Here is a 22,136-nt window from a genome sequence, read left to right as displayed (position 1 = left end):
TCGACGGCGGATCCGGACAAGAGGTGACAGGGGCACCTACTACCCTGACGGCATGCCGAACCCTGCGCGCCGGCGCGGCCGACAGGTCAACGTCTTCCAGGCGTTGGCCCTCTTGCTGTCCTTCGTGCTGGTCGCGGTGGTCGCAGGGGTGCTCGCCGCCGGACTCGTCCTGCCCGGAGTCGCCGCCGCGAACGGCGTGACCGACCTGACCGTCACGGCCTTCGACGACCTGCCGACCGAGCTCCAGGAGCAGACCCTCCCGGAGAAGTCGATCATCCTGGCGGCCGACGGTTCGCTGCTGGCGACGTTCTACGACCAGAACCGTGTCGTCGTCCCCCTGACCGAGATCTCCCCGCAGCTGCAGCACGCCGTCGTCGCGACCGAGGACAAGCGCTTCTACAAGCACGCCGGCGTCGACCCGCAGGGCATGCTCCGCGCCTTCGTCAAGGGCCAGACGACCAGCGGCCCGCAGCAGGGCGCCTCGACCCTGACGCAGCAGTACGTCAAGAACGTCCTCATCGACGCGGCACTGTCCAAGGACACCGAGGCCGAGCGTCTGGCGGCCATCAACGCGGCACGCGAGGCCGACGGCGCCGAGGGTGTGGCCCGCAAGCTCCGTGAGGCCAAGCTCGCCATCTCGCTCGAGAAGCGGCTCACGAAGGACCAGATCCTCGAGAAGTACCTGAACATCGCGCAGTTCGGCGCCTCCGTGTACGGCGCGGAGTCGGCGGCCCAGTACTACTTCGCCAAGCCGGCCAAGGACCTCACCTACCTCGAGGCCGCGACGATCGCGGGCATCACGCAGAGCCCGTCCAAGTGGGACCCGGTCCTCAACCCCGACAAGTCGCAGGACCGCCGCAACACCGTCCTGTCGCTCATGAACCAGCAGGGGTACATCACGGCGGACGAGTACGCCGCGGGGATCGCCACGCCGCTGGCCGACACCCTGCACGTCACCGCCCTCAAGCAGGGCTGCGTCGGCGCGAGCGACGTCGTCGCCGGCTCCGGGTACTTCTGCGACTACGTCACCAAGGTGATCGTCAACGACCCCGCCTTCGGCCCGACCCCCGCGGAGCGCAAGTCCCTCCTCTACCGCGGCGGCCTCACCATCACGACCACCCTCGACCCGCGCCTGCAGACGCTCGCCGACACGGAGGTCAAGAACGGCATCCCGGTGGACGACCCGTCCGGCGTCGCCACCTCGATCGTCACGGTCGAGCCGGGGACGGGCAAGATCCTCACGATGGCGCAGAACCGCATCTACGCGGCGGCGGCCCAGCCGGGCACGCGCGAGGAGTCCGTCAACTTCAACACGGACGGCGCGTACGGCGGCTCGGGCGGCTTCGCCCCCGGCTCGACGTTCAAGCCCTTCACGCTGCTCGAGTGGCTCAAGTCGGGCCACAGCCTGTACGAGCAGGTCAACGGCACGGAGCGCACGCTGAACGAGAACATGTTCACCACGTGCGGCCAGAAGGGCCCGAACAAGCCCTGGCCCGTGGGGAACTCCGAGGGCGGCGCCGGCATGATGACCGTGCTCGACGCCACCAAGAACTCGGTCAACCTGGCCTACCTGACGATGGCCAGCCAGCTGGACATGTGCAACATCATGACCGGCGCCGCGGACCTCGGGATGCACACGGCGAAGCCGCGGGCCGACGGCTCCTCGACCCCCGGCACCAACCCGTCGAACGTCATCGGCAGCGACTCCGTCGCACCCATCTCCATGGCCGCGGCCTTCGCGACCTTCGCGTCCGGCGGCACGTACTGCACGCCCGTCGCCATCCTGAGCGTCAAGGACGCCAACGGCGCCGAGCTGCCGATCCCGCAGGCCAACTGCCACGCGGCGATCGAGCCCAAGTACGCCAACACGATCAACTTCGCGCTGAGCAACGTCTGGAACGGCACGGCCAAGACGGTCGGCGCGCCGCCGTTCCCGTCCGCCGGCAAGACGGGCACGACGAGCCACAACGAGGAGACCTGGTTCGTCGGCTACACGCCGCTGCTGGCGACCGCGGTGTGGGTGGGCTACAAGGAGGGCTTCACGCCCGTGCAGAAGCTCACGATCGCCGGCAAGTACATCAAGTACGCGTTCGGTTCCTCGATCGCCGCACCGACGTGGAAGCGGTTCTCGGTCCAGGCGCTCGACGGTGCCGCCAACCCCGGCTTCGGTGCAGCCGACGACAAGCTGGTCTTCGGCGAGAAGATCCCGATCCCGTCCGTGGTCGGCAAGTCCGAGGGCGACGCCCGCGCCATCCTCAAGGGCGCCGGGTTCAACGTGGCCGTCGACCCGACCCAGGTGCCCTCGGCCTACCCGGCCGGCACCGTGGCCTCGCAGAACCCGTCCGGCACGGCCACCCGCGGCACGGCGGTCATGCTGACGCTGTCCAACGGTCAGCCGGTCGCGCCGCCGGCCGTCGATCCCGCTCAGCCCGCGCCGCCTGCCCAGGCCGGTCCGGGCGGACCGGGCGGACCGGGCAACGGCGGGGGCCGCGGCGGTGGTGGTGGCGGCGGCGGTGGTGGTGGCGGCGGCGGTAACGGATGACCGGCTCGTCCAGCCCCGCCGCGACGCTGGCCCGCACCGCCGGCGCCCTCGCACTGGCCGGTGCGGGCGCGCTCGCGTACGCCTCGCTGATCGAGGTGCGCTGGTACACGCTGCGCGAGGTCACTGTGCCGGTGCTCCCGACCGGCCAGGACCCCCTGCGGATCCTGCACCTCTCCGACCTGCACCTGACGCCCGGGCAGCGCAAGAAGGTCGACTGGGTGCGCGACCTGGCGTCGCTGGACCCGCACCTCGTCGTCGACACGGGTGACAACTGGGCGCACCTGGACGCCATGCCGGCGCTGCTCGAGGCGCTCGAACCGCACCTGGCCGTCCCGGGGGCGTTCGTGCTCGGCTCCAACGACTACATCGCGCCGAGCCCGAAGAACCCCGCGCGCTACCTCCTGCCCGACGCCCGCCGCAGGAGCCACGAGCCGCCGGCCGAGCTGCCCTGGCGCGAGCTGACGTCGCGGTTCCGGTCCGCCGGCTGGATCGACCTCACCAACCGCCGGGACGTCGTCAAGGTCGACGGGCGGGTGCTCTCGCTCGTCGGCACCGACGACGCGCACCTCGACCGCGACCGGTTCCCGGCGGCGGACGGCGACGACGACGCCCGCACGGGCTCGACGCCCGTGGACCTGCACCTCGGCGTCACGCACGCGCCGTACCGGCGGGTGCTGGACGCCATGCACGCCGACGACGTCGACCTGGCGATCGCCGGGCACACGCACGGCGGGCAGCTGGCCCTGCCGTTCTGGGGCGCCCTGGTGACCAACTGCGACCTCGACACGCGCCGCGCCAAGGGCCTGCACGGCTGGCCGGGACCCCGCCCGGACCAACCCGGCGGCGCGGGGTCGACGTGGATGCACGTGTCCGCGGGCCTCGGGACGTCGCCGTACGCGCCGGTGCGGTTCGCGTGCCGGCCGGAAGCGACGCTGATCACTCTGGTCGGAGCCTGATCCGGTTTCGTCGCACGGGTACTCGTCGGCTATCCTTACCAGGCTCCACGGGGTGTGGCGCAGCTTGGTAGCGCGCTTCGTTCGGGACGAAGAGGTCGTGGGTTCGAATCCCGCCACCCCGACAGACGAGAAGGGCCCCTGATCAGCAGATCTGCTGATCAGGGGCCCTTCTCGTGGGCTCAGCCCCGCGGTCCCAGGTACGCGGCGTCGCCGTCGCTGGTGCGGATCCGGACGTGCACCGACGACGTGGGATCGACCGGGCCCTCCACGATCTGCCGGCCGTCGGAGGCCGAGATGTCGAGGGCGACGGGCACCCCGGTGCCGAACACCGTGACGTCGCCGTCGCTGGCATGGGCGTCGACGTCCCCCCGCACGCCGGAGATGTCGATGGGGCCATCGCTCGAGCGGGCGTCGACGAACCCGGAGACGTCGCCGATGGTGACGGCGCCGTCGGCCGAGCTCACGACCACGTTCCCGTGGATGTTGCTGAGGTCGGTGTCGCCGTCGGAGGTCCGCAGGGTCACGTCGCCGTCGATGTCCGACACCTGCGCGGTGCCGTCGCTGACGTGCACGTCGAGCGGCCCGCGGAGCGCCGTCGCGGTGACGGACCCGTCGCTGGCGCGCACGATCACGGACGTCCCGTCGGGCACGGTCACGTCCAGCGACGCCGAGCAGAATCCGGGACGCCACCAGGTGCAGCGGTACTGCACCCGCAGGTGGTCGCCGACCGTCGAGGCCGAGTAGTGCGCCGTGGTCAGGGCCGTCCGCGCGGTCCGCTCGACCTCGACCCGATCGCCACCGGTGGTCACGGAGACGTGGCCGTCGGCGACCAGCTCCACGACGGACGTCGCGGCGTAGGACGCGGTCCGTGAGACGGTCGTGGCGTCGTCGGACCCGAGGACGAGCAGGTTGACGGCGCTGTACCCGGCGGACAGGAGCAGGACCGCGCCGATGATCGCGCCGGTCCAGGTCAGCGCGCGGGCGGCCGGCGTGCGCGCTGGCGGCGGGGTGACGGGTGGGCGCTCCAGGGTCGTGGTCATGAGTGGTCTCCTTCGTGCTCGAGCCAGCGCAGGACGGCGAGCACGCGGCGGTGGTCGTCGGCGGCCTGCGGGAGGTCGAGCTTGGTGAGGATGGACGTCACGTGCTTCTCGACGGCCGGCAGGCCGACGACGAGGCGGTCGGCGATGGCCGCGTTGGAGCGGCCCTCCGCCATGAGGCCGAGCACGTCCCGCTCGCGCGGGGTGAGGGTCTCGAGGCCCGAGCGGCGTGCCCGGGCGAGGATCTGGGCGACGACCTCGGGGTCGATGACGGTGCCGCCGCCGGCCACGCGGGCCAGGGCGTCGAGGAAGTCGTCCACGTCGGCCACGCGGTCCTTGAGCACGTACCCGAGGCCGCGGACGTCGCCGGCGAAGAGCTCGCGGGCGTACCGCTGCTCCACGTACTGCGACAGGACCAGGACCGGCAGCCGGGGGTGCAGGCTGCGCAGGTGGACCGCCGCCCGCAGGCCCTCGTCGGTGTGCGACGGCGGCATCCGGACGTCGGTGACCAGCACGTCGGGCAGCCGGTCGTCGGGCCCGAGGGCCGCGACGACGTCGTCGGCGGTGGTGTAGCCGGTGACCTCGTGACCCTCCGCCACGAGCAGCCTGGTCAGGCCGTCGAGCAGCAGGACCGAGTCCTCGGCGATCACGATGCGCACGGCACCTCCACGGTGAGTCGGGTGCCGGCTCCGGCCGGGCTGTCCAGGTCGAAGGTGCCGTCGAGGGCGGCGACGCGGCTGCGCAGGCCCTCGAGCCCGCTGCCGGGCGTCGGATGCGCTCCCCCGCGTCCGTCGTCGGCGATGACGAGTCGGAGCGTGTCGTCGGCGGTCACGGTCACCACCACCTGGTGCGCGTCGGCGTGCTTGGCGGCGTTGGTGAGCGCCTCGGCGACGACGAAGTAGGCGGCGGCCTGTGCTGACGTGCTCGCGCGGGTGAGGGACGGCGGGTCCGGGATGTCGACGCGGACCGGCACGGGGCTGCGCGCGGCCAGCGCAGACAGCGCGGCGTCGAGGCCGCGGTCGGTGAGGACGGCCGGGTGGATGCCGCGGACCAGGTCGCGCAGCTCGGCCAGGGTCTCCTTGACCTCGCGGTGCGCGTGCTCCAGGGCGGCAGCGGCCTCGGGGTCGCTGGAGACCTTCCGCTTGGCGGCGCCCAGCTCGACGCCGAGGGCGACCAGCCGCTGCTGCGCGCCGTCGTGCAGGTCGCGCTCGATCCGGCGGCGCTCGTCGTCGGCGGCACCGACGGCGGCCGTGCGCGTCTCGCGCAGCTGGACGGCCCGACCCTCGGCCTGCACCGCGCGGGCCTGCGCCTGCCGGGCCGCCTCGACGGCCTCGGCCCGCGGCGACGCGCCGAGCAGGGACCGGGCGCACCGCACGATCGCGAGCGACCCGGCCTGGGTGGCCAGGGCGGCGAGCCACGCGCACGCCAGCGCGGCCGGGACCATGAGCACCAGCGGGATCGGCGGGTGGCGCAGGCCACCCGCCGCGGCGATCACCGGGTAGGCCAGCCCGCCGAGCGCGAACCCGCCCGCGACCGTCACCAGGACGCTCTGCAGCGTGAGGAGCAGGCCGGCGACCACCACGTAGGCCACGTGCGCCCACGTGCGGCTGTCGGACAGGACGGCCCACCACGAGGCCCACGTGCCGTCGCGCCGCGGGTAGGTGGGCGTCGAGATCTCCACCGCCAGCTGCGCGTGCAGCCGGGCCCGCTCGAGCCGGGCGAACGGGCGGCCCGCCCACAGCGTGGCGACCAGCATCGGGATGCCGACGAACAGGACGACCAGGGAGAGCGACAGCGACAGGGCCACCGTCAGACCGATCGCGGCGACGAGGATGACGAAGGAGCCGACGACGATCTGCGAGATCCCGCGCCAGGTGGCGACGGACACGGGGGCGGCGACCAGGGAGCGCAGGTCCGTGAACGCGGGGGCGACGACGCGCAGGTCGTCGGACACGCTGCTCGGGGGCGTCGGGGAGCTCATGACAGTGACGCTAGGGGTCCGGGGCTCCTGCCAGACAGCCTGACCACCCACGGGGCCGGGGTGGGGTTGCCCCTACCCCGCACGAACGGGCCGGCCCTCGCGCGGAGGACCGGCCCGCTCGTCGTGCGACTAGCCGATGGCGCAGACCGCACCGTTCAGCGTGAACGACGTCGGGTTGGTGTTGGTCCCCGTGTGGGAGCCGTTGAACCCGATGTCGGTGCTCTGACCGGCCCCGAGGGTGCCGTTCCACGCCGCATTCTTCGCGGTGACCGCCGTGCCGGACTGGGACCAGTCGGCGCTCCAGCCCTGCGTGACCTGCTGGCCGTTGGCGAACGAGAACCCGAGGGTCCAGCCGTTCAGCGCCGCGGTGCCGGTGTTGGTCACCTTGACGGAGGCCGTGAAGCCCGTGTTCCAGCTGTTCGCGGTGTAGGTCACCTTGCACGAGCTGGTGGTCGACGGGGACTTCGTGGTCACCGAGAGGGCCGACGACGCGGCGGAGATGTTCCCCGCGACGTCCCGTGCCCGGACCGTGTACTGGTACGCCGTCGCCGCCGTGAGGCCGCTGTCGGTGTACGACGCGGCGGTCGGCGAGCCGACCTTCGTCGTACCTCGGTAGACGTCGTACCCGGCGAGGCCCGAGCCGCCGGTGTCCGTGGACGCGGTCCACGTGAGGGCGACGCTGGTCTCCGTGACGGTCGTCGCGACGAGGCCAGAAGGCACCGACGGGGCGATCGTGTCGGCGGTCGTCGCCGGCAGCGTCGTGACCGAGAGCGACGACGACGCGGCCGAGACGTTGCCCGCCACATCCTTCGCCCGCACGGTGTACGAGTACGCCGTCGCCGCCGTGAGGCCGGTGTCGGAGTACGTCGTCGTCGTGGTGGAGCCGACCTTCGTCGTGCCCCGGTAGACGTCGTACCCGGCCAGACCGGACCCGCCCGTGTTGTCGGTCGACGCCGACCAGGACAGCGTGAGGCTGTTCTGGGTGACCGTGCTCGCGGCGAGGCCCGTGGGCACGCTCGGCGCGGTCGTGTCGGTCGGCGTGGCCTTCGTGGTGACGGACAGGGCCGCCGACGAGGGCGACACGTTGCCGGCGACATCGCGGGCCCGGACCGTGTACGAGTACGCGGTCGATGGCGTCAGACCCGTCTCGGTGAACGACGTGGTGGTCGAGGACCCGACCTTCGTCGTGCCGCGGTACACGTCGTACCCGGCGACGCCGGAGCCACCCGCGTTGTCCGTCGAGGCCGTCCACGAGATCGTGGCCGACGTCGCGGTGGTGGCGCCGGCGAGCAGGCCCGTCGGGACGCTCGGCGCGACCGTGTCGGCAGGCGCGGTACCGGGGAACAGCCGGTCGTAGTCGGCCATGGCGCCGGCGATGGCCGTCTGGGCCCAGAACCGGTGGAAGCTGAACGTCGGCGCGGCGCCGCCGTCCAGGTACGCCTGGACCTTGGACCACTGCGGGTCCTGCTTGTACCAGGAGCGGATGTCGAGGAAGCTCACGCCCGGCTTGATGGCGTCGCCGTTGGGCATCGTGCCGGTCCAGCCGGCGGGGATGTAGACGCCGTTGCCGCCCGAGACGTACGGGTCGTCGAACCGCGCGAAGTCCGTGCGGGTCTCCGGCGCCGAGACGCCCAGGGGGTCCTGGTTCGAGGCCCAGATGGCGTCGAGGAGCGACTTCACCTTGGCCTGGATGGCGGTGTTGCCGGACTTTGCCGCGTAGAAGAGCAGCGTGCGCGACAGGTCACCGGCGACGCCGACGTCCTGGCCGGTGCTCTTGATGGCGACCTTGAGGCCGGTGTTGGCGCCCGGGTTGGCCGAGTTCCAGGTGTCCGGCTTGCCCGTCCAGGTCAGCTCCGACGGGATCGACCAGGTGGTGCCGCTGACCGTGATGTTGGCCGCGGCCCACGGGGCCCACTTGTCGAGGATGGCCTTGGCCTGCGGGTTGCCCGACGCGTAGTACAGCTCAGCGACGCGCTGCATGCCCCACGCCTGCATGCCGAACCACTGGTTCGACGGCGGGTCGTTGTAGACCGGGGCCTCGGTGTACGCCATGCCGTAGAACGTCGGCGTGCCGGCCGGGGGCGTCGCGTAGGCGCCGTCCCAGCTGTTGGTGGCGCCACCGGCAATCCCGCCCTCGGGAGCCTGCAGCCACTTGTAGAACTCGAGCTGCCGCGTGAGCGACGTGCCCCAGTCCGTCTTGGCGGTCGGCGACTTCGGCGTCAGGGCCGCGTCCGTCGACAGCACCCACGCGGCGAGCGGGTTCTGGTACCCGAAGTGCGCGTGCGAGGACCCGATGCGCCAGGCCCAGCCGGCCGACGAGTCGAGCGCGCCGCCCCAGGCGTAGTACCAGGACAGCAGGTAGTGCTCGCTGCTCTTGCCGGACCCCGCGGGGCACGACGGCGAGGTGCAGCCGATGGTCTTGAAGTACTTGTCGAACAGCGCGTACCGCAGGTAGTCACCCATCTTCGCGGCCTTGGCCACGGTGCCGGCGACGTCGGCCTGCTTGCCCTGCGCGGTCGCCCACTGGTTGGCCCAGTAGACGGCCTCGATCGCGCGAGCGTCGGCGTCGGGCGCGTTGGTGTACTTCCACTGCTTGGCGTACGACGAGTCCTTGGTGAACAGGTCGAGGTAGCCGTTGGTGCCGCCGAACTTGAACTCCTCGCACGACGGCTGCGGGACGGTCTCCCAGACCGACTCCTGCGGGCCGCGCTGGAAGGTGTTGATGTAGGAGGAGCCGGTCGCTGTCGGGCCGAGCTCGCAACCCGCGCCCGGCGTGGCGCCGAAGCCGTACTTGTTGTCGACGTCCGCGAGCCAGTGCATGCCGTAGACGTCCGACGTGCCGTAGGTCGACTTGAGCTCGGCGGCGATGGGGTCCTGGCCGGAGGTGACGCCGCTGTTGAGGGCCGACGGGTACTGGTTCGGGTTGTTGAACTCCGAGGCGTACGTCGCCGGGCTCGCCGGGTTGTAGAACGAGTTGGTCGGCTGGTCCGCGCTCGTTGGGATCATGTACTTCTCGAGCGTGTCCCACGCGTGATTGAGCGGGGCCCAGTCCTGGGTCACCTGCCCGTACAGGGCCTCGAGCCACAGCCAGTAGGAGTAGGCCTCCGACGTCGTCTCGTGGCCGTAGTCGGGCGCCTCCACGATGAGCGTCTCGACCGAGTGGTAGGGGATGCCCTGCGCGCTGAAGTAGCCGTTCGCCGGGTCCTTGATCTTGGTGTACATGGTGAGGAACCGCTGGGTGTACTCGCCGTCCGGGACCGCGGCGGCGAGCGGCGCGGCCGCGGGGACGGTGACCGTGGCGGGCAGCGCGGCTGCCGCCCCGGTCGCGGCCATGGCGGGCTGGATCCCGCAGATGGCCAGGAGCGACGCTGCGCTGAGGGTGGCCGTGGCCACCCAGGCAGTTCGCCGTCGGGTCGATGAGGACATCATTCGTACCTTTCTGGCTGTCGGGCACGCCCCCGCGACGCCGCGGGCACGGCCCGGCGCCCCGCACGCGGGCGCGCGGGAGCGGTGACGGAGGTGCACGAAGGAACTGACCGCCGGTGCCGGAGCTGTCCGCTACGGTGCGGACCTCCGGGCAGGCGACGATCGGGTCGCCGCCCACTTTCCGGCCGCGCACAGCCGGCGTCCAGACTCCTAAACGATTCGATGGGAGCGCGACCACCCGGGTCAGGACCACCGGAACAGGCGCGAGGCGAGCGGGATGCCGGCGAGGGCCCACACCGCCATGACGAGGAGCGGCTGCGTCGGGAACGGCTGGCCGAACCACGCGGCGGCGAGCGCCTCGCTGCCCGCGCCGAGCGGCGTGAAGCCCGCGATGGTCTGCAGGGTCGGCGGCATCAGGGGCAGGGGAAGCCAGACGCCCGCGAAGAAGAGGGACGCGAAGTAGGCGCCCATGCCCCAGCCCGTCGCGGCGGCGGCCGTCGGCGCCCGGGCCGCGATCACGGCCCCGACCGCGAACGCCGACAGCACCGTGAGGACCAGGGCGAGCAGGAGGACGAGCGGTTCGGCCGGCGCAGCGACGCCGACGAGGGCGGCGCCGAGCACGTACATGAGGACCGCCGCCACCAGCAGCGCCGCGAGGTTCGTCAGCACCTGGGCGACAAGCACCCGCGACGGCGGCACCGGCGTCGTGGAGAGCCGCTTGAGCACGCCGCGCGCGCGGTAGGTCGCGACCGCCGTCGGGAAGGTGGACAGCGCGACGGTGGCGACGGCGAGCGCGAGGACGGTCGGGGTGTAGCCGGTGATGCCGTTGACCTGCGACAGGACCGGGTCGGTGACGTCGAACGGCTGGTCGGCCCACGGCATCACGAGGCCGAGCACCGTGAGCAGGACGGCGGGGAAGAGGATCGCGAAGAAGGCCGCGGACGGGTCCCGCACGTACAGGCGGGACTCGACGACCGTGAGGCGCGTGAGGGCGTGCGTGGGCGACATGATCAGACCTCCAGGGGGCTCGTGAGTGCGACGAAGGCGTCCTCGAGCGAGCTCTGCTCGAGGCGCAGGTTCTCCGGCCGGATGCCGTGCCGGTCGAGCGCGACGAGCACGTCCTGCACGACGTTGTCGCGGCCCCGGACCTCGAGCTCGCCGTCGCGCTCGGTCGTGGCGCCGAGGCCGTCGAGAAGCCCGGGAGGCACGGGGGCGGACGGGCGGAAGCGCAGCACCTGCTCGACGGTGGCCCGCGCCACGAGCTCGGTGGGCGTGCCGGTGGCCACCACCCGGCCCGCGTCGATGAGCGCGATCCGGTCGCAGAGCCGCTCCGCCTCCTCCATCAGGTGCGTGACCAGCACGATCGTGACCCCGCGCGCCCGGATGCGCTCCACCACGTCCCAGGTGTCGCGGCGCGCATGCGGGTCCAGACCCGTGGTGAGCTCGTCGAGGATCGCGACCTGCGGGTTGCCGACGAGGGCGAGCGCGACCGAGAGCCTCTGCTTCTGGCCGCCCGACAGCTGCTCGAAGCGGGTGCCGGCCCGGTCCGTGAGGCCGAGCTCGTCGAGGAGCGCGGCCGGGTCCGCGGGGTCCGGGTAGAACGACGCGTACAGGTCGAGCGCCTCGCGGACGGCGATCCTCGGCTGGAGCTGGCTCTCCTGGAGCTGCAGGCCGACCACCTCCCGCAGCCGCGCCCGGTCCCGCACCGGGTCGAGACCCAGCACGCGGACCGTGCCCGCGTCGGGCCTCCGCAGCCCGCCGATGATCTCGACCGTCGTCGTCTTGCCGGCGCCGTTGCGGCCCAGCACGCCGAAGATCTCGCCGCGGTGGACCTCAAGGCTCACGTCGTCGACCGCGACCGTGTTGCCGTAGCTCTTGTGCAGGTGCTCGACCTGGATGACGGACATGGTGCGCTCCTTGAGGGTGTGAGGTGCCGCGGGAACGGCGCGCGGCCGGTCCCGTCCGAGGGTGTGGGGATCAGGAGGTGCGGCTGGGCACGGGCACTCCCCGCGTGAGCCGATCGAAGACGAACGCCATCGCGGCGGCGATCAGGGCGCTCGCCGAGAGGGCAACGAGGACCGGTTGCCCACCGCCGAGCCACCCGGCCGTGGCGAACGGGCCCGTGTTCTGTGAGAACAGCGCCGAGACCACGAAGATCGGGCCGGCCGTGAGGGGCAGCGCGAGCGTCGCCCACCAGCCGCCCAGGCGCTGGTAGGTGAGGCAGACCAGCAGCCCGGACACGTAGGCCACGACGAAGGTGACGCAGCTGGCGACGAAGAACTCCGGGACGTCGGCCCCGGACCACACGACGTCGTCCACGACGTTCCACCGCCAGCCCAGCGCACCGAACACCGCGCGCTCGATCACGAGCAGCACGGCGAACACCACGCCGTTGACCAGCCCGGTCACCACCGCCGCGACGAGCGCGCCGAGCGAGAGGACCCGCCGGGTGAGACCCGTGGCCACGTGCACGGGCAGGTAGGCGGCCGTGACACCGATGAACATCGAGAACGGGAGCCAGATGGCGGCCTGCCGGCTGAAGGCGACGACGCTGGTGCTCGCCGCGCCGACCTGGTCGATGATGGCGATCACCAGTGCCAGGACCACGATCGCGATCCCCCAGAAGCACGCGGCGATGAACAGGTGGACGGTCAGCATCCACTGGGCGGTCGCGCGCACGGTCCGTCGGGTCGGCACGGAGCTCGTGGCGATGCTCATCGGGTCACCTCCGTGGTGGTCCGCTCGGTCAGGTGCACGAAGAGGTCCTGCAGCGCGACCGGGCCGAGGTCCAGGCCGGCTGCCCGCGCGCGCTCTCGGTCGTCGGGCTGGGCGCCCACGAGGGTCGCCTGCGCGGTGCGGCCGAGCTGCTGGCGGGCGACGACGTCCCGGCCCGCGACGAAGTTCGCGACCGACTCGGCCGGCCCGGTGACCGTGAACCCGCTGGAGCGCAGCGTGTCCGCGTCGGCGATGGTGAGCACCGTGCCTCGGTCGAGGACGACGACGTCCTCGAGCAGCCGCTCGATCTCGCCGATCAGGTGGCTCGAGAGCACGATCGTGCGCGGGTGCTCCACCCAGTCCGCCAGCAGGGCGTCGTAGAACGCGTACCGCGAGGGCGCGTCCATGCCCAGGTGGACCTCGTCGAGCAGCGTCAGCGGCGCGCGGCTCGCGATGCCGAGGACCACGCCGAAGGCCGATCGCTTGCCGCGCGAGAGCCGGCGGGGCTGAGTCTTCGGGTCGAGCTCGAAGGTGTCGACGAGTCGATCGGCGAGGTTCCGGTCGAAGAGTGGTCGACGGTTCGCGACGAAGTCGAGCGTCTCGCGCAGCGGTCGGTCGAGCAGCACGTCGCCGCTCTCCCGGATCAGGCATGTGCCGGCCAGCACGCGATCGTTCTCCCACGGGTCCTCGCCATCGACCAGCACCGACCCGCCGCTCGGGCGCCGGAAGGCCGCGACCACCGACAGTGCGGTCGTCTTTCCCGATCCGTTGCGACCCAGCAGGCCGGTGATCACGCCCGGGCGGATGCCGAACGACACCGCCTCGAGCGCGGTCGTCCTGTCGTAGCGGACGGTGAGGTCGCGGACCTCGACGCCGAAGCCGCTCATCGCGGTCCCTCCTGGAGTCTGCGGATGATCTCGTCGACGCCGATGCCCAGGATGCGCGCCTGCTCGAGCACCGGGTCGACCACGTCGGCGAAGAAGCTCTGCCGGCGCTCGGCCAGGAGCTTCTCCCGGGCGCCCGCCGCGACGAACATGCCGATGCCGCGGCGCTTGTAGAGGACGCCCTCGTCGACCAGTTCCGTGAACGCCTTGGCGGCGGTCGCGGGGTTGATGCGGAACGTCGTCGCGTACTGCGTGGTGGACATGACCTGCTCCTCCGCCCGGAGAGCCCCCGACATGACGTCGGCGCGGATCTGGTCCGCGATCTGCACGTAGAGGGGGTCACGCCCGTCGAACACCGCGCGCCTCCGTTCCCTGGTTCATTACATGACCAACTAACCACAGAACCACGGCCGCCGACAAGACCCCCCTGCCCCGCGGACGTCCGCAGATCCGGTCGTCGGGACGCTCGAAAGTGCGGACGAGTGCTCCTGCCCAGGGGAACGTCCGCAGATCCGGTCGTCAGGGCGCGCGAATGTGCGGACGGTGCAGACACACAGCAACGTCCGAGCGGACGGGGGTCAGGGCCTCCGTCCGCTCGGACGTTGCGGGTGGTGCGTCAGACGGTGGTGAGGCGCTGGGCGGCGACCAGCTCGGCGATCTGGACCGCGTTGAGCGCGGCGCCCTTGCGCAGGTTGTCGTTGCTGATGAACAGCGCGAGGCCGCGACCGCCCTCGACGCCCTCGTCCCGGCGCAGTCGGCCGACGAACGACGGGTCCTGGCCGGCGGCCTGCAGCGGCGTCGGGACGTCGGTCAGCTGGACCCCCGGGGCGTCGGCGAGCAGCTCGGCCGCGCGCTCGGGCGTGATGGGGCGCTCGAACTCGGCGTTGATCGACAGCGAGTGGCCGGTGAACACCGGGACGCGGACGCAGGTGCCGGACACCAGCAGGCCGGGGATGTCGAGGATCTTGCGGGACTCGTGGCGGAGCTTCTGCTCCTCGTCGGTCTCGTTCAGCCCGTCGTCGACGATCGAGCCGGCCAGGGGGATGACGTCGAACGCGATCGGCCTGACGTACTTCACCGGCGCGGGCAGTGTCACGGCCGAGCCGTCGTGGACCAGCGCCAGCGTGTCCTGCTCGACGGCGGCGCGGATCTGGCTGTCGAGCTCGTCGGCCCCCGCGAGGCCCGAGCCGGACACGGCCTGGTACGTGGAGACGACGAGGCGCTTGAGGCCGGCCTCGTCGTGCAGCACCTTGAGCACCGGCATCGCGGCCATGGTGGTGCAGTTCGGGTTGGCGATGATGCCCTTGACCGCGCCGGACAGCGCGCCCGGGTTCACCTCGGACACGATCAGCGGGACCTCGGGGTCGCGACGCCACGCCGACGAGTTGTCGATGACTAGCGCACCCGCGGCGGCGAACCGGGGCGCGTGGACCTTGGACGCCGCGCCGCCCGCGGAGAACAGGGCGACGTCGATGCCGGAGAGGTCCTCCGTCGACACGTCCTCCACGACGACGTCGGTGCCCTTCCACGGCAGCGTCGTGCCGGCCGAGCGCGCGGACGCGAAGTAGCGGATCGAGGCGACGGGGAAGTCGCGCTCCTCGAGCAGGCGGCGCATGACGCCGCCGACCTGGCCGGTGGCGCCGACCACCGCGATGTTCAGTCCCATGGCCCTACCGTCCCGTCCCGCCGTACACGACGGCCTCGTCTTCCGTGGTGTCCAGGTCGAACGCCGTGTGCACCGCGCGGACCGCCTCGTCGAGCGAGTCGGCACGGGTGACCACGGAGATGCGGATCTCCGACGTCGAGATCATCTCGATGTTGATGCCGGCGTCCGACAGCGCGGCGAAGAACCGCGCCGAGACCCCGGGGTGCGACTTCATGCCCGCGCCGATGAGCGAGAGCTTGCCGATGGTGTCGTCGTACTGCAGCGACTGGAAGCCGATGTCGGGCTGGTGCTCCGTCAGGGCCGCCGTACCCGCCGCGCCGTCGGTGGCGGGCAGCGTGAACGAGATGTCGGTCAGGCCCGTGGCGGCGACCGACACGTTCTGCACGATCATGTCGATGTTCACACCGGCCCCCGCGACGACCTCGAAGATCCGCGCGGCCTTGCCGGGAACGTCGGGGACGCCGACGACCGTGATCTTGGCCTCGCTGCGGTCGTGCGCGACGCCGGCGATGATCGGCTGCTCCACGGTCTCTCCCTCGTCTGCAGGCTGGTCGGTCACCAGCGTGCCCTTGTGTGTGCTGAACGACGAACGCACGTGGATCGGTACCCCGTAGCGCCGGGCGTACTCGACGCAGCGCAGCACGAGCACCTTGGCGCCGCTGGCCGCGAGCTCGAGCATCTCGTCGTACCCGACCCGGTCGAGCTTGCGAGCGTTCGGCACGATGCGCGGGTCCGCCGTGAACACGCCGTCCACGTCGGTGTAGATCTCGCAGACGTCGGCCTTGAGCGCCGCGGCGAGAGCGACCGCCGTCGTGTCCGAGCCGCCCCGACCCAGCGTCGTCACGTCGTTGGTCGACGGGTTGACGCCCTGGAACCCGGCGACGATGGCGACCGACCCCTGTGCGAGCGTCTGCCGGATGCGGCTGGGCGTGACGTCGATGATCCGCGCCTTGCCGTAGGCCTCGTCGGTGATCACCCCGGCCTGCTGCCCGGTGAAGGACTTGGCGTCGACGCCGAGGTTGTGGATCGCCATGGCCAGCAGCGACATCGAGATGCGCTCGCCGGCGGTCAGCAGGATGTCCATCTCGCGCTGCGGCGGCAGGGGCGTCACCTGCTGGGCCAGGTCGATGAGCTCGTCCGTCGTGTCGCCCATCGCGCTGACGACGACCACGACGTCGTGGCCGGCGCGCTTGGCCTCGGCCACCCGCTTGGCCACGCGCTTGATGCTGCTGGCGTCGGCGACGGAGGAACCGCCGTACTTCTGCACGATCAGGGCCACGGGACAGGTCTTTCGCGGGCTCGGGACGGGACCGGGCGAGTGTACGTGCGTGCCCATCAGGTGGGCAGCGAGTTTCAGATGCCGGATCCTCGGCGCTCAGGATCCCCCGCTGACCCGATCGGGTGCCTCCACAGCACCTGCACAGAGTTCCGCGGCGGAGACGCGCCGCCGGAGCCCCGGGGGGTCCTAGGTTGTCGCCATGTCGAGCACCGTCGATGACGACACCGCGACCGCCCCGCCGCCTCCTGCCGCCGCGCGCGACGGCATCGAGGTACGCGACCTGCACCGCGCCTTCGGGTCGGTCAAGGCGCTCGACGGCGTCGACCTGACCGCGCGTGCCGGGGCGGTCACCGCCCTCGTCGGCCCCAACGGCTCCGGCAAGACCACCCTGCTGCTCGTGCTCGCCGGACTGCTCGTGCCGGACACCGGGTCGGTGACGGTGGGGGGGTTCGACCCCGTCACGCAGGGCCCGGCCGCTCGGGCGCGCACCGGGTGGATGCCCGACACGTTCGGCACCTGGGACTCGTTGACCGCCCGCGAGGTGCTGCTGACGTTCGCCGCGGCCTACCGGCTCGACGCGGCCACGGCGGCCCGGCGGGCGACCGAGCTGCTGGCCACCGTCCACCTCACCGAGTACGCCGACCGCCCGGCCAGCGTCCTGTCCCGCGGCCAGAAGCAGCGGCTCGGCCTGGCCCGCGCGCTCGTGCACGACCCGTCGGTGCTCCTGCTCGACGAGCCCGCCAGCGGCCTCGACCCCCGCTCGCGCGTCGACCTGCGGATCCTGCTGCGCAGGCTTGCCGACGAAGGCCGCACGATCCTGGTCTCCAGCCACGTGCTCTCGGAGCTGGACGAGATGGCCGACGACGCGGTGTTCCTGTCGAAGGGCCGCACGGTCGTCCCGGTCGTCGACGCGTCGCCGACGAGGACTTGGCACGTTCGCGCGCTCTCGCGCGAGGCCCTGACCACCTGGCTGACCAGCGCGGGCGCGGCGTGGCGGCCCGACGACGCACCGGTCTCGCCGACCGGCGCGGGCGGTGTGCTGCTCGACGTCGACGGCGAGGAGGGCGCCGCGCGCCTGGTGCGTGACGCCGTCGCGGCGGGCGTTCCGCTGGTGTCCCTCGTCCCCGCGGGCGGCGCGCTCGAACGGGCCTACCTGACCCTCGAGGAGGAGCGGCGATGACCATGTCCGAGGTCGAGCTCGAGCACGAGCCGTCGACGACTCCCCCGCCCGCACCCCGGTCGGGGACATGGGGGCTGACGTGGCACGGCGTCCGCACCGTCGCCGTGCTCGAGCTGCGGCAGCGCGTGCGCTCGACCCGGTGGGTCGTCGCGTTGATCGTGTGGTTCGTCGTCGTCGGCGGCATCACGCTGCTCACGTCCGGGGCGCTGAGCAACCTCGCCCCTGGCGGCGCGTCCGGCCGGACGTCGCAGGGACCGCTGCTGTTCGGCGCCGTGACGTTCCTCGTGCTCGGGCTGGGGCTCCTCGTGACGCCCACGCTCGCCTCGACCGGGATCAACGGCGACCGCAACGCGGGCACCCTCGCGGCGCTGCAGGTCACGCTCCTGACGCCCGCCGAGATCGCGGCCGGCAAGCTCCTGGCCGCCTGGGCCGCCGCGTGCGCGTTCCTCGTCGCGAGCCTGCCGTTCCTGGCGCTCGCCCTGGCGCTCGGGGGCACCCCGGGGATGGCACTGGTCCGCGTGGTCGTCGTGGTCGCAGTCATCCTCGCGGCGGTCTGCGGCATCGGGCTCGGGTTCTCCGCGCTGACCACCCGCACGGCCGGGTCGACGGTCCTCACGTTCCTCTCGGTCGCCGGGCTCGCCCTGCTCACGCTCATCCTCTTCGGGGTGACGTACCCGTCGATCTCCGCGACGCAGCAGGTCGAGGTGAACACGGTGCCCCCCGACTGGGACGGTCAGGGGACCGCGGAGTGCACGGTCCAGACCCAGGAGCGGTCCGTCCCGCACACCGAGCGCACGTGGTGGCTGCTCGGCCTCAACCCGTTCGTCGTCGTCGCCGACGCGGCCGGGACCGCGGAGTACGACGCCCGGTCGCCGAACAGCAACGACCCGCTGGGCGCCATCCGCGACGGCGTCCGTGAGCTCCGCGCAGGGCCGCAGCTGCCCCTCCAGGAGTGCTGGATCGACCCCCTGAGCGACAACACCCCGCGGGTGGTCTCCCACGCGCCCGTGTGGCCGTGGGGGCTGGCCGCGCTCGTGCTGCTGGGCGGCGGCGGGTTCGTCGTCGCGGTCCGCCGGCTCCGCGTCCCGGCGCGCACCCTCGCCCGGGGTACGCGGGTCGCCTGACCCTGGGCCGGTCGGGTGACGGCCACCCGGACGCGCGTCGGCGCCGGTGCCGCGGGCCCTACCGTGTGCCGATGTCGAGCACCGAGGCCGCCGCACCGGCGGCGCGACGGCCAACGGCGGCAGGAGTGTGCGCCGTCGCGGCGGTCGAGCTGCGCCGTCGTCGTCGCACGTCGCGCTGGGCCCGCGCGCTGGCCCTGTGGTGCGCGCTCCTGGCCGGCGTCCTGCTCGTGGCCACCGCGCTGCTTCCCCTGCTGACGCCCGGCACGGTCAGCTACTCCGGGCCCCCCACCGGTGGCCTGATCCTCGCGTCGGGCGCGCGACCCGCCGCGCTCGAGCTCCCCTGGCTCGAGGTGTCGGCGGGACCGACCCTGTTCGCGGTCCTCGCGTTCACGATCCTCGCCGGCGGCGTCGTGGTGGGCGCCGCCCTGGCCGCGACGGCGTCGACCGACCACCCGTCAGCCGCCCCGGCCGAACGGGCGCTCGGCGCCTACCTCGCGTCGTGGCTGGCCGCCTGCGCGTTCGTGGTCGTCGGGGTGCCGTTCCTCGCGCTCACCCTGGTCGCGGGCGCGGGACCGGCCGCGTCCGTGGTCCGCGTGGTGCTCGTCGCCGCCGCCCTGGTCGCCGTGGCCTGCGGGATCGCCCGCGGGCTGGTGGCCCCGGGCCGGCCTGCGGCCAGGGTCGTCCGGTGGACCGTCGGCACGTTCGTCGTGGTCGCCCTGGCGACGCCGGTGCTCGTCGGCCTCACCCGGCCCCTGGTGACCACGACGGGCCCGGTGCAGGTGTTCACCCGGCTCGCGTCGTCCCCGACCAACACCGACAATCCCACGTGCGGGTTCGAGCCGGCGGTGCGGCGGATCACCCACACGGAGCGCACGTGGTGGCTGCAGGCGGTCAACCCGGTCGTCCTGGTCGCCGACGCCGCCGGAACCCCCGACCCGGGACCGTACGCGCGCAGCGCCGTGAGCCACGCGGTCGACCCGCTCGACGGGCTCCGACATGGCGTCCGCATGCTCCGCGCCGGATCGCCGCTGCAGCTGGACGAGTGCTACGGCGCCGTCTCCGACCTCCAGATCGAGGGGACGGTGGCGGCCGACCCGTTCTGGGGGTGGGGGCTCGCGTTCTGGGCGGCCCTCGGCGCGGGTGGCCTGGTGCTCTCAGTCCGCCGGGTGGGCGTCTGACGGGAGGACGTCGCCTGGCGCGGTGACTGCTGCAGGGCGTCGTACTCCGCCTCAGCGACCATGCCCGCGCGTCGCCTGGCGGGGTTACGGCTGCAGGGCGTCGTACTCCGCCTCGGCAGCGACGTCATCCTCCACGTCGAGCCGCAGGTGCGCCAGCATCGTCTGGAGGGTGCGCAGGACGCTCGAGGCGCGCTCGCCCCAGTCGGACAGGTACGAGAACTGCCACCACCACAGCGCCTCGAGCACCCCGCCGGTCTCGTAGTGCCGCAGACCCTGGGCCAGCGCGCCGGCGATCGCGACGAGGTCGCCGGACACGCTCGCGGGCTGCACGTCGACGCCGAGCAGCGGGTCGACCACCTCGGCGTACTCGTCGATGCCCTCGAACACGTTGGCCAGGTTGGCCCGCAGCGGCTCGACGTCCGGGTCGGGGCCGAGGTCCGGCTCGAACCGCTCGGCCGGCACGACGTCGGTGGTCGCCCCGAGCCGCGCGCCGGCGGCCAGCACGTCGCTCACCGCGAGCAGCAACAGCGGGAGCGACGCGTCCGGGTTGGCGCCCGCCGCCACCTCGGTGATCGTGGTCAGGTAGCTGCGGGCCTCGGTCGCGACGGCGTGCGCGATGTCGCGGAGGTCGGCGTCGGCCGGTGTGCTCATCTGCATCCCCTACGCGCTGATCCGTCGACGACCCTCGAAGGCCCGGCCCAGCGTGACCTCGTCGGCGTACTCCAGGTCGCCGCCCACCGGGAGGCCGGACGCGAGCCGGCTGACCGTCAGGCCCATCGGCACCAGCAGGCGGGCCAGGTATGTCGCCGTCGCCTCGCCCTCGACGTTCGGGTCCGTGGCCAGGATGACCTCGGTGACGCTGCCGTCCGCCAGGCGGGTCATCAGCGGCGCGATGCGCAGGTCGTCCGGGCCGACGCCCGCGATCGGGTTGATCGCCCCGCCGAGCACGTGGTACTTGCCGCGGAACTCGCGGGTGCGCTCGATGGCGACGACGTCCTTGGGCTCCTCGACCACGCAGATGGTCAGCGGCGAGCGTCGGGGGTCGCGGCAGATGCGGCACTGCGGCTCCTGCGCGACGTTGCCGCAGATCTCGCAGAACCGGACGCGCAGCTTGACCTCGGTGAGCGCGTCGGCGAGCCGCCGGACGTCCGCCGGGTCCGCCGACAGCACGTGGAACGCGATGCGCTGGGCGCTCTTGGGACCGACTCCGGGCAGACGCCCGAGCTCGTCGATCAGGTCCTGGACCGCGCCCTCGTACACGACCGCCAGCCTACGGGGTCGAGGGCGCGGGACCGTCGGACGCGGGCCTGTCGGTGGCCACCAGCTCCACCTCGAAGCCGTGCGGGTCCTCCAGGTAGGCGGCGTAGTGGTCGGGTCCGCCGGCGAACGGGTGCCGGTCCGCGAACAGCAGGGACCACCCGTGCTCCGGAGCCGCCGCCACGAGCCCGTCGAGCTCGGCCCGGGTGCCCGCGTGGAAGGCGACGTGGTTGACCCCGGGCCGGAGGCGGTCGTGGGGTGCCGACGCCACGTCCGGCCCGGCCTCGAGCACCACGTACGGACCGGCGGCCTGCGCCCAGCTCACGCCGACGGGCCAGCGGTCACGGACGGTGTAGCCCAGCTCGGTGAGCAACCAGCCCCAGCTCGACTCCGCCGACGCGAGGTCGGCCACCCAGATCTCGACGTGGTGCAGGCCTCCGCGCGCCTGGGCGGTCACCCGCCCTCCGCCTCGAGCATGCCGGTGGAGCCCGTCGACCGGCAGAGCGTCACGTCCGGCTTCCGTCGAGCCGACCCGTGACGCGTCCCGACCGCGCGGCGATCACGACGTGCCGTCGTCCAGCTGCTCGTCGATGACCGTCCCGCCGAGCATCTGCGCGACCAGGGGCGCGCCGACGAGGCTCGACGTGGTGATGTCCGGGTCGTCCGGCGACGGCTCGTCGGGCACACCGGGGATCACGCGGGCCGCCGACTCGCGAGCGGCGGCCATGCCGCGCTCGCGCGCCGTCGTCGCCCCCGGTAGCTCGGGCGCGAGGTCCTGCGGCGGCGGGGCGGCCTCGCCGGGCTCTCCGGGCTCGTCGTCCGGAGGCTCGATCGCAGGAGGCGCGTCGTCCCACGACGCCGCGGCCTCGGCGGGCGTCACGGCGCGGGGGTTGGCGCGGTCGCCCGCGGTC

The 22,136-nt window shown here is 72.7% G+C and carries 19 protein-coding genes, 1 tRNA gene and 1 pseudogene; 6 read left to right on the top strand and 15 right to left on the bottom strand.

Annotated elements, in window-relative coordinates:
• The first annotated feature begins 52 nt into the window (after positions 1–52).
• The 3 genes from ACXJKA_RS01510 (at position 53) to ACXJKA_RS01500 (ending at position 3,620) form a co-directional block, all read left to right on the top strand.
• On the top strand, positions 53–2,542 hold the full coding sequence (locus tag ACXJKA_RS01510) for a penicillin-binding protein (RefSeq protein WP_456823396.1): 2,490 nt from the start codon (positions 53–55) through the stop codon (positions 2,540–2,542).
• A complete protein-coding gene (locus ACXJKA_RS01505; protein WP_456823395.1) occupies positions 2,539–3,498 on the top strand; it encodes a metallophosphoesterase in 960 nt (319 codons plus the stop codon). Before ACXJKA_RS01510 ends, ACXJKA_RS01505 begins: the two co-directional genes overlap by 4 nt.
• Positions 3,499–3,546: 48 nt before the next feature.
• Positions 3,547–3,620 (top strand) — tRNA-Pro (locus tag ACXJKA_RS01500).
• A gap of 57 nt (positions 3,621–3,677) precedes the next feature.
• Here the strand turns inward: ACXJKA_RS01500 and ACXJKA_RS01495 are convergent.
• The 11 genes from ACXJKA_RS01495 to ACXJKA_RS01445 form a co-directional block, all read right to left on the bottom strand.
• Positions 3,678–4,538 carry a hypothetical protein gene (locus ACXJKA_RS01495; RefSeq protein WP_456823394.1) on the bottom strand — a complete coding sequence of 287 codons (861 nt, stop codon included), beginning with the start codon at positions 4,536–4,538 and terminating at the stop codon, positions 3,678–3,680.
• Positions 4,535–5,194: a response regulator gene (locus ACXJKA_RS01490; protein ID WP_456823393.1), complete on the bottom strand. Its 660-nt coding sequence runs from the start codon at positions 5,192–5,194 to the stop codon at positions 4,535–4,537. The genes ACXJKA_RS01495 and ACXJKA_RS01490 overlap by 4 nt, the downstream gene beginning before the upstream one ends.
• A complete protein-coding gene (locus ACXJKA_RS01485; RefSeq protein ID WP_456823392.1) occupies positions 5,182–6,516 on the bottom strand; it encodes a sensor histidine kinase in 1,335 nt (444 codons plus the stop codon). The genes ACXJKA_RS01490 and ACXJKA_RS01485 overlap by 13 nt, the downstream gene beginning before the upstream one ends.
• A gap of 129 nt (positions 6,517–6,645) precedes the next feature.
• The gene (locus ACXJKA_RS01480; protein ID WP_456823391.1) at positions 6,646–9,942 is read right to left on the bottom strand and encodes a glycoside hydrolase family 48 protein; all 3,297 of its coding nucleotides are present in this window, start codon (positions 9,940–9,942) and stop codon (positions 6,646–6,648) included.
• Between the two features lie 243 nt (positions 9,943–10,185).
• Positions 10,186–10,950, bottom strand: coding sequence for an ABC transporter permease (locus tag ACXJKA_RS01475; protein ID WP_456823390.1), 765 nt, complete (start codon positions 10,948–10,950; stop codon positions 10,186–10,188).
• A gap of 2 nt (positions 10,951–10,952) precedes the next feature.
• Positions 10,953–11,849 (bottom strand): ABC transporter ATP-binding protein, encoded by an 897-nt coding sequence (locus ACXJKA_RS01470; RefSeq protein WP_456823389.1) that lies wholly within the window; start codon positions 11,847–11,849, stop codon positions 10,953–10,955.
• Positions 11,850–11,919: 70 nt separating this feature from the next.
• Positions 11,920–12,660 (bottom strand): hypothetical protein, encoded by a 741-nt coding sequence (locus ACXJKA_RS01465; protein ID WP_456823388.1) that lies wholly within the window; start codon positions 12,658–12,660, stop codon positions 11,920–11,922.
• Positions 12,657–13,544 carry an ATP-binding cassette domain-containing protein gene (locus ACXJKA_RS01460; protein WP_456823387.1) on the bottom strand — a complete coding sequence of 296 codons (888 nt, stop codon included), beginning with the start codon at positions 13,542–13,544 and terminating at the stop codon, positions 12,657–12,659. Before ACXJKA_RS01460 ends, ACXJKA_RS01465 begins: the two co-directional genes overlap by 4 nt.
• Entirely contained in the window at positions 13,541–13,897 is a 357-nt protein-coding gene (locus ACXJKA_RS01455; protein ID WP_456823386.1) for a GntR family transcriptional regulator, read from the bottom strand. The genes ACXJKA_RS01460 and ACXJKA_RS01455 overlap by 4 nt, the downstream gene beginning before the upstream one ends.
• A gap of 260 nt (positions 13,898–14,157) precedes the next feature.
• Positions 14,158–15,207: an aspartate-semialdehyde dehydrogenase gene (locus ACXJKA_RS01450; RefSeq protein WP_456823385.1), complete on the bottom strand. Its 1,050-nt coding sequence runs from the start codon at positions 15,205–15,207 to the stop codon at positions 14,158–14,160.
• A gap of 4 nt (positions 15,208–15,211) precedes the next feature.
• On the bottom strand, positions 15,212–16,486 hold the full coding sequence (locus ACXJKA_RS01445; protein ID WP_456823384.1) for an aspartate kinase: 1,275 nt from the start codon (positions 16,484–16,486) through the stop codon (positions 15,212–15,214).
• 199 nt (positions 16,487–16,685) lie between these two features.
• On the opposite strand from ACXJKA_RS01445, the gene ACXJKA_RS01440 reads away from it, so the two are divergent.
• From ACXJKA_RS01440 to ACXJKA_RS01430, 3 genes are all read left to right on the top strand, one after another.
• On the top strand, positions 16,686–17,666 hold the full coding sequence (locus ACXJKA_RS01440; protein ID WP_456823383.1) for an ABC transporter ATP-binding protein: 981 nt from the start codon (positions 16,686–16,688) through the stop codon (positions 17,664–17,666).
• Entirely contained in the window at positions 17,663–18,790 is a 1,128-nt protein-coding gene (locus tag ACXJKA_RS01435; protein WP_456823382.1) for an ABC transporter permease, read from the top strand. Before ACXJKA_RS01440 ends, ACXJKA_RS01435 begins: the two co-directional genes overlap by 4 nt.
• A 71-nt stretch (positions 18,791–18,861) precedes the next feature.
• Positions 18,862–19,968, top strand: a complete 1,107-nt coding sequence (locus ACXJKA_RS01430) for a hypothetical protein (RefSeq protein ID WP_456823381.1) — start codon at positions 18,862–18,864, stop codon at positions 19,966–19,968.
• 84 nt (positions 19,969–20,052) lie between these two features.
• Here ACXJKA_RS01430 and ACXJKA_RS01425 read toward each other — a convergent pair whose 3' ends face one another.
• From ACXJKA_RS01425 to ACXJKA_RS01410, 4 genes and pseudogenes are all read right to left on the bottom strand, one after another.
• Positions 20,053–20,619 carry a DUF5063 domain-containing protein gene (locus ACXJKA_RS01425; protein WP_456823380.1) on the bottom strand — a complete coding sequence of 189 codons (567 nt, stop codon included), beginning with the start codon at positions 20,617–20,619 and terminating at the stop codon, positions 20,053–20,055.
• A 9-nt stretch (positions 20,620–20,628) separates the two neighbouring features.
• Entirely contained in the window at positions 20,629–21,228 is a 600-nt protein-coding gene (gene recR, locus ACXJKA_RS01420; protein ID WP_456823379.1) for a recombination mediator RecR, read from the bottom strand.
• 10 nt (positions 21,229–21,238) lie between these two features.
• A complete protein-coding gene (locus tag ACXJKA_RS01415; RefSeq protein ID WP_456823378.1) occupies positions 21,239–21,682 on the bottom strand; it encodes a VOC family protein in 444 nt (147 codons plus the stop codon).
• A gap of 102 nt (positions 21,683–21,784) precedes the next feature.
• Positions 21,785–22,136: pseudogene (locus ACXJKA_RS01410) on the bottom strand (DNA polymerase III subunit gamma and tau); the annotation flags it as partial.

This window comes from Cellulomonas sp. P5_E12 (assembly GCF_054049315.1).
This window is presented reverse-complemented; position numbering and strand designations above follow the sequence as displayed.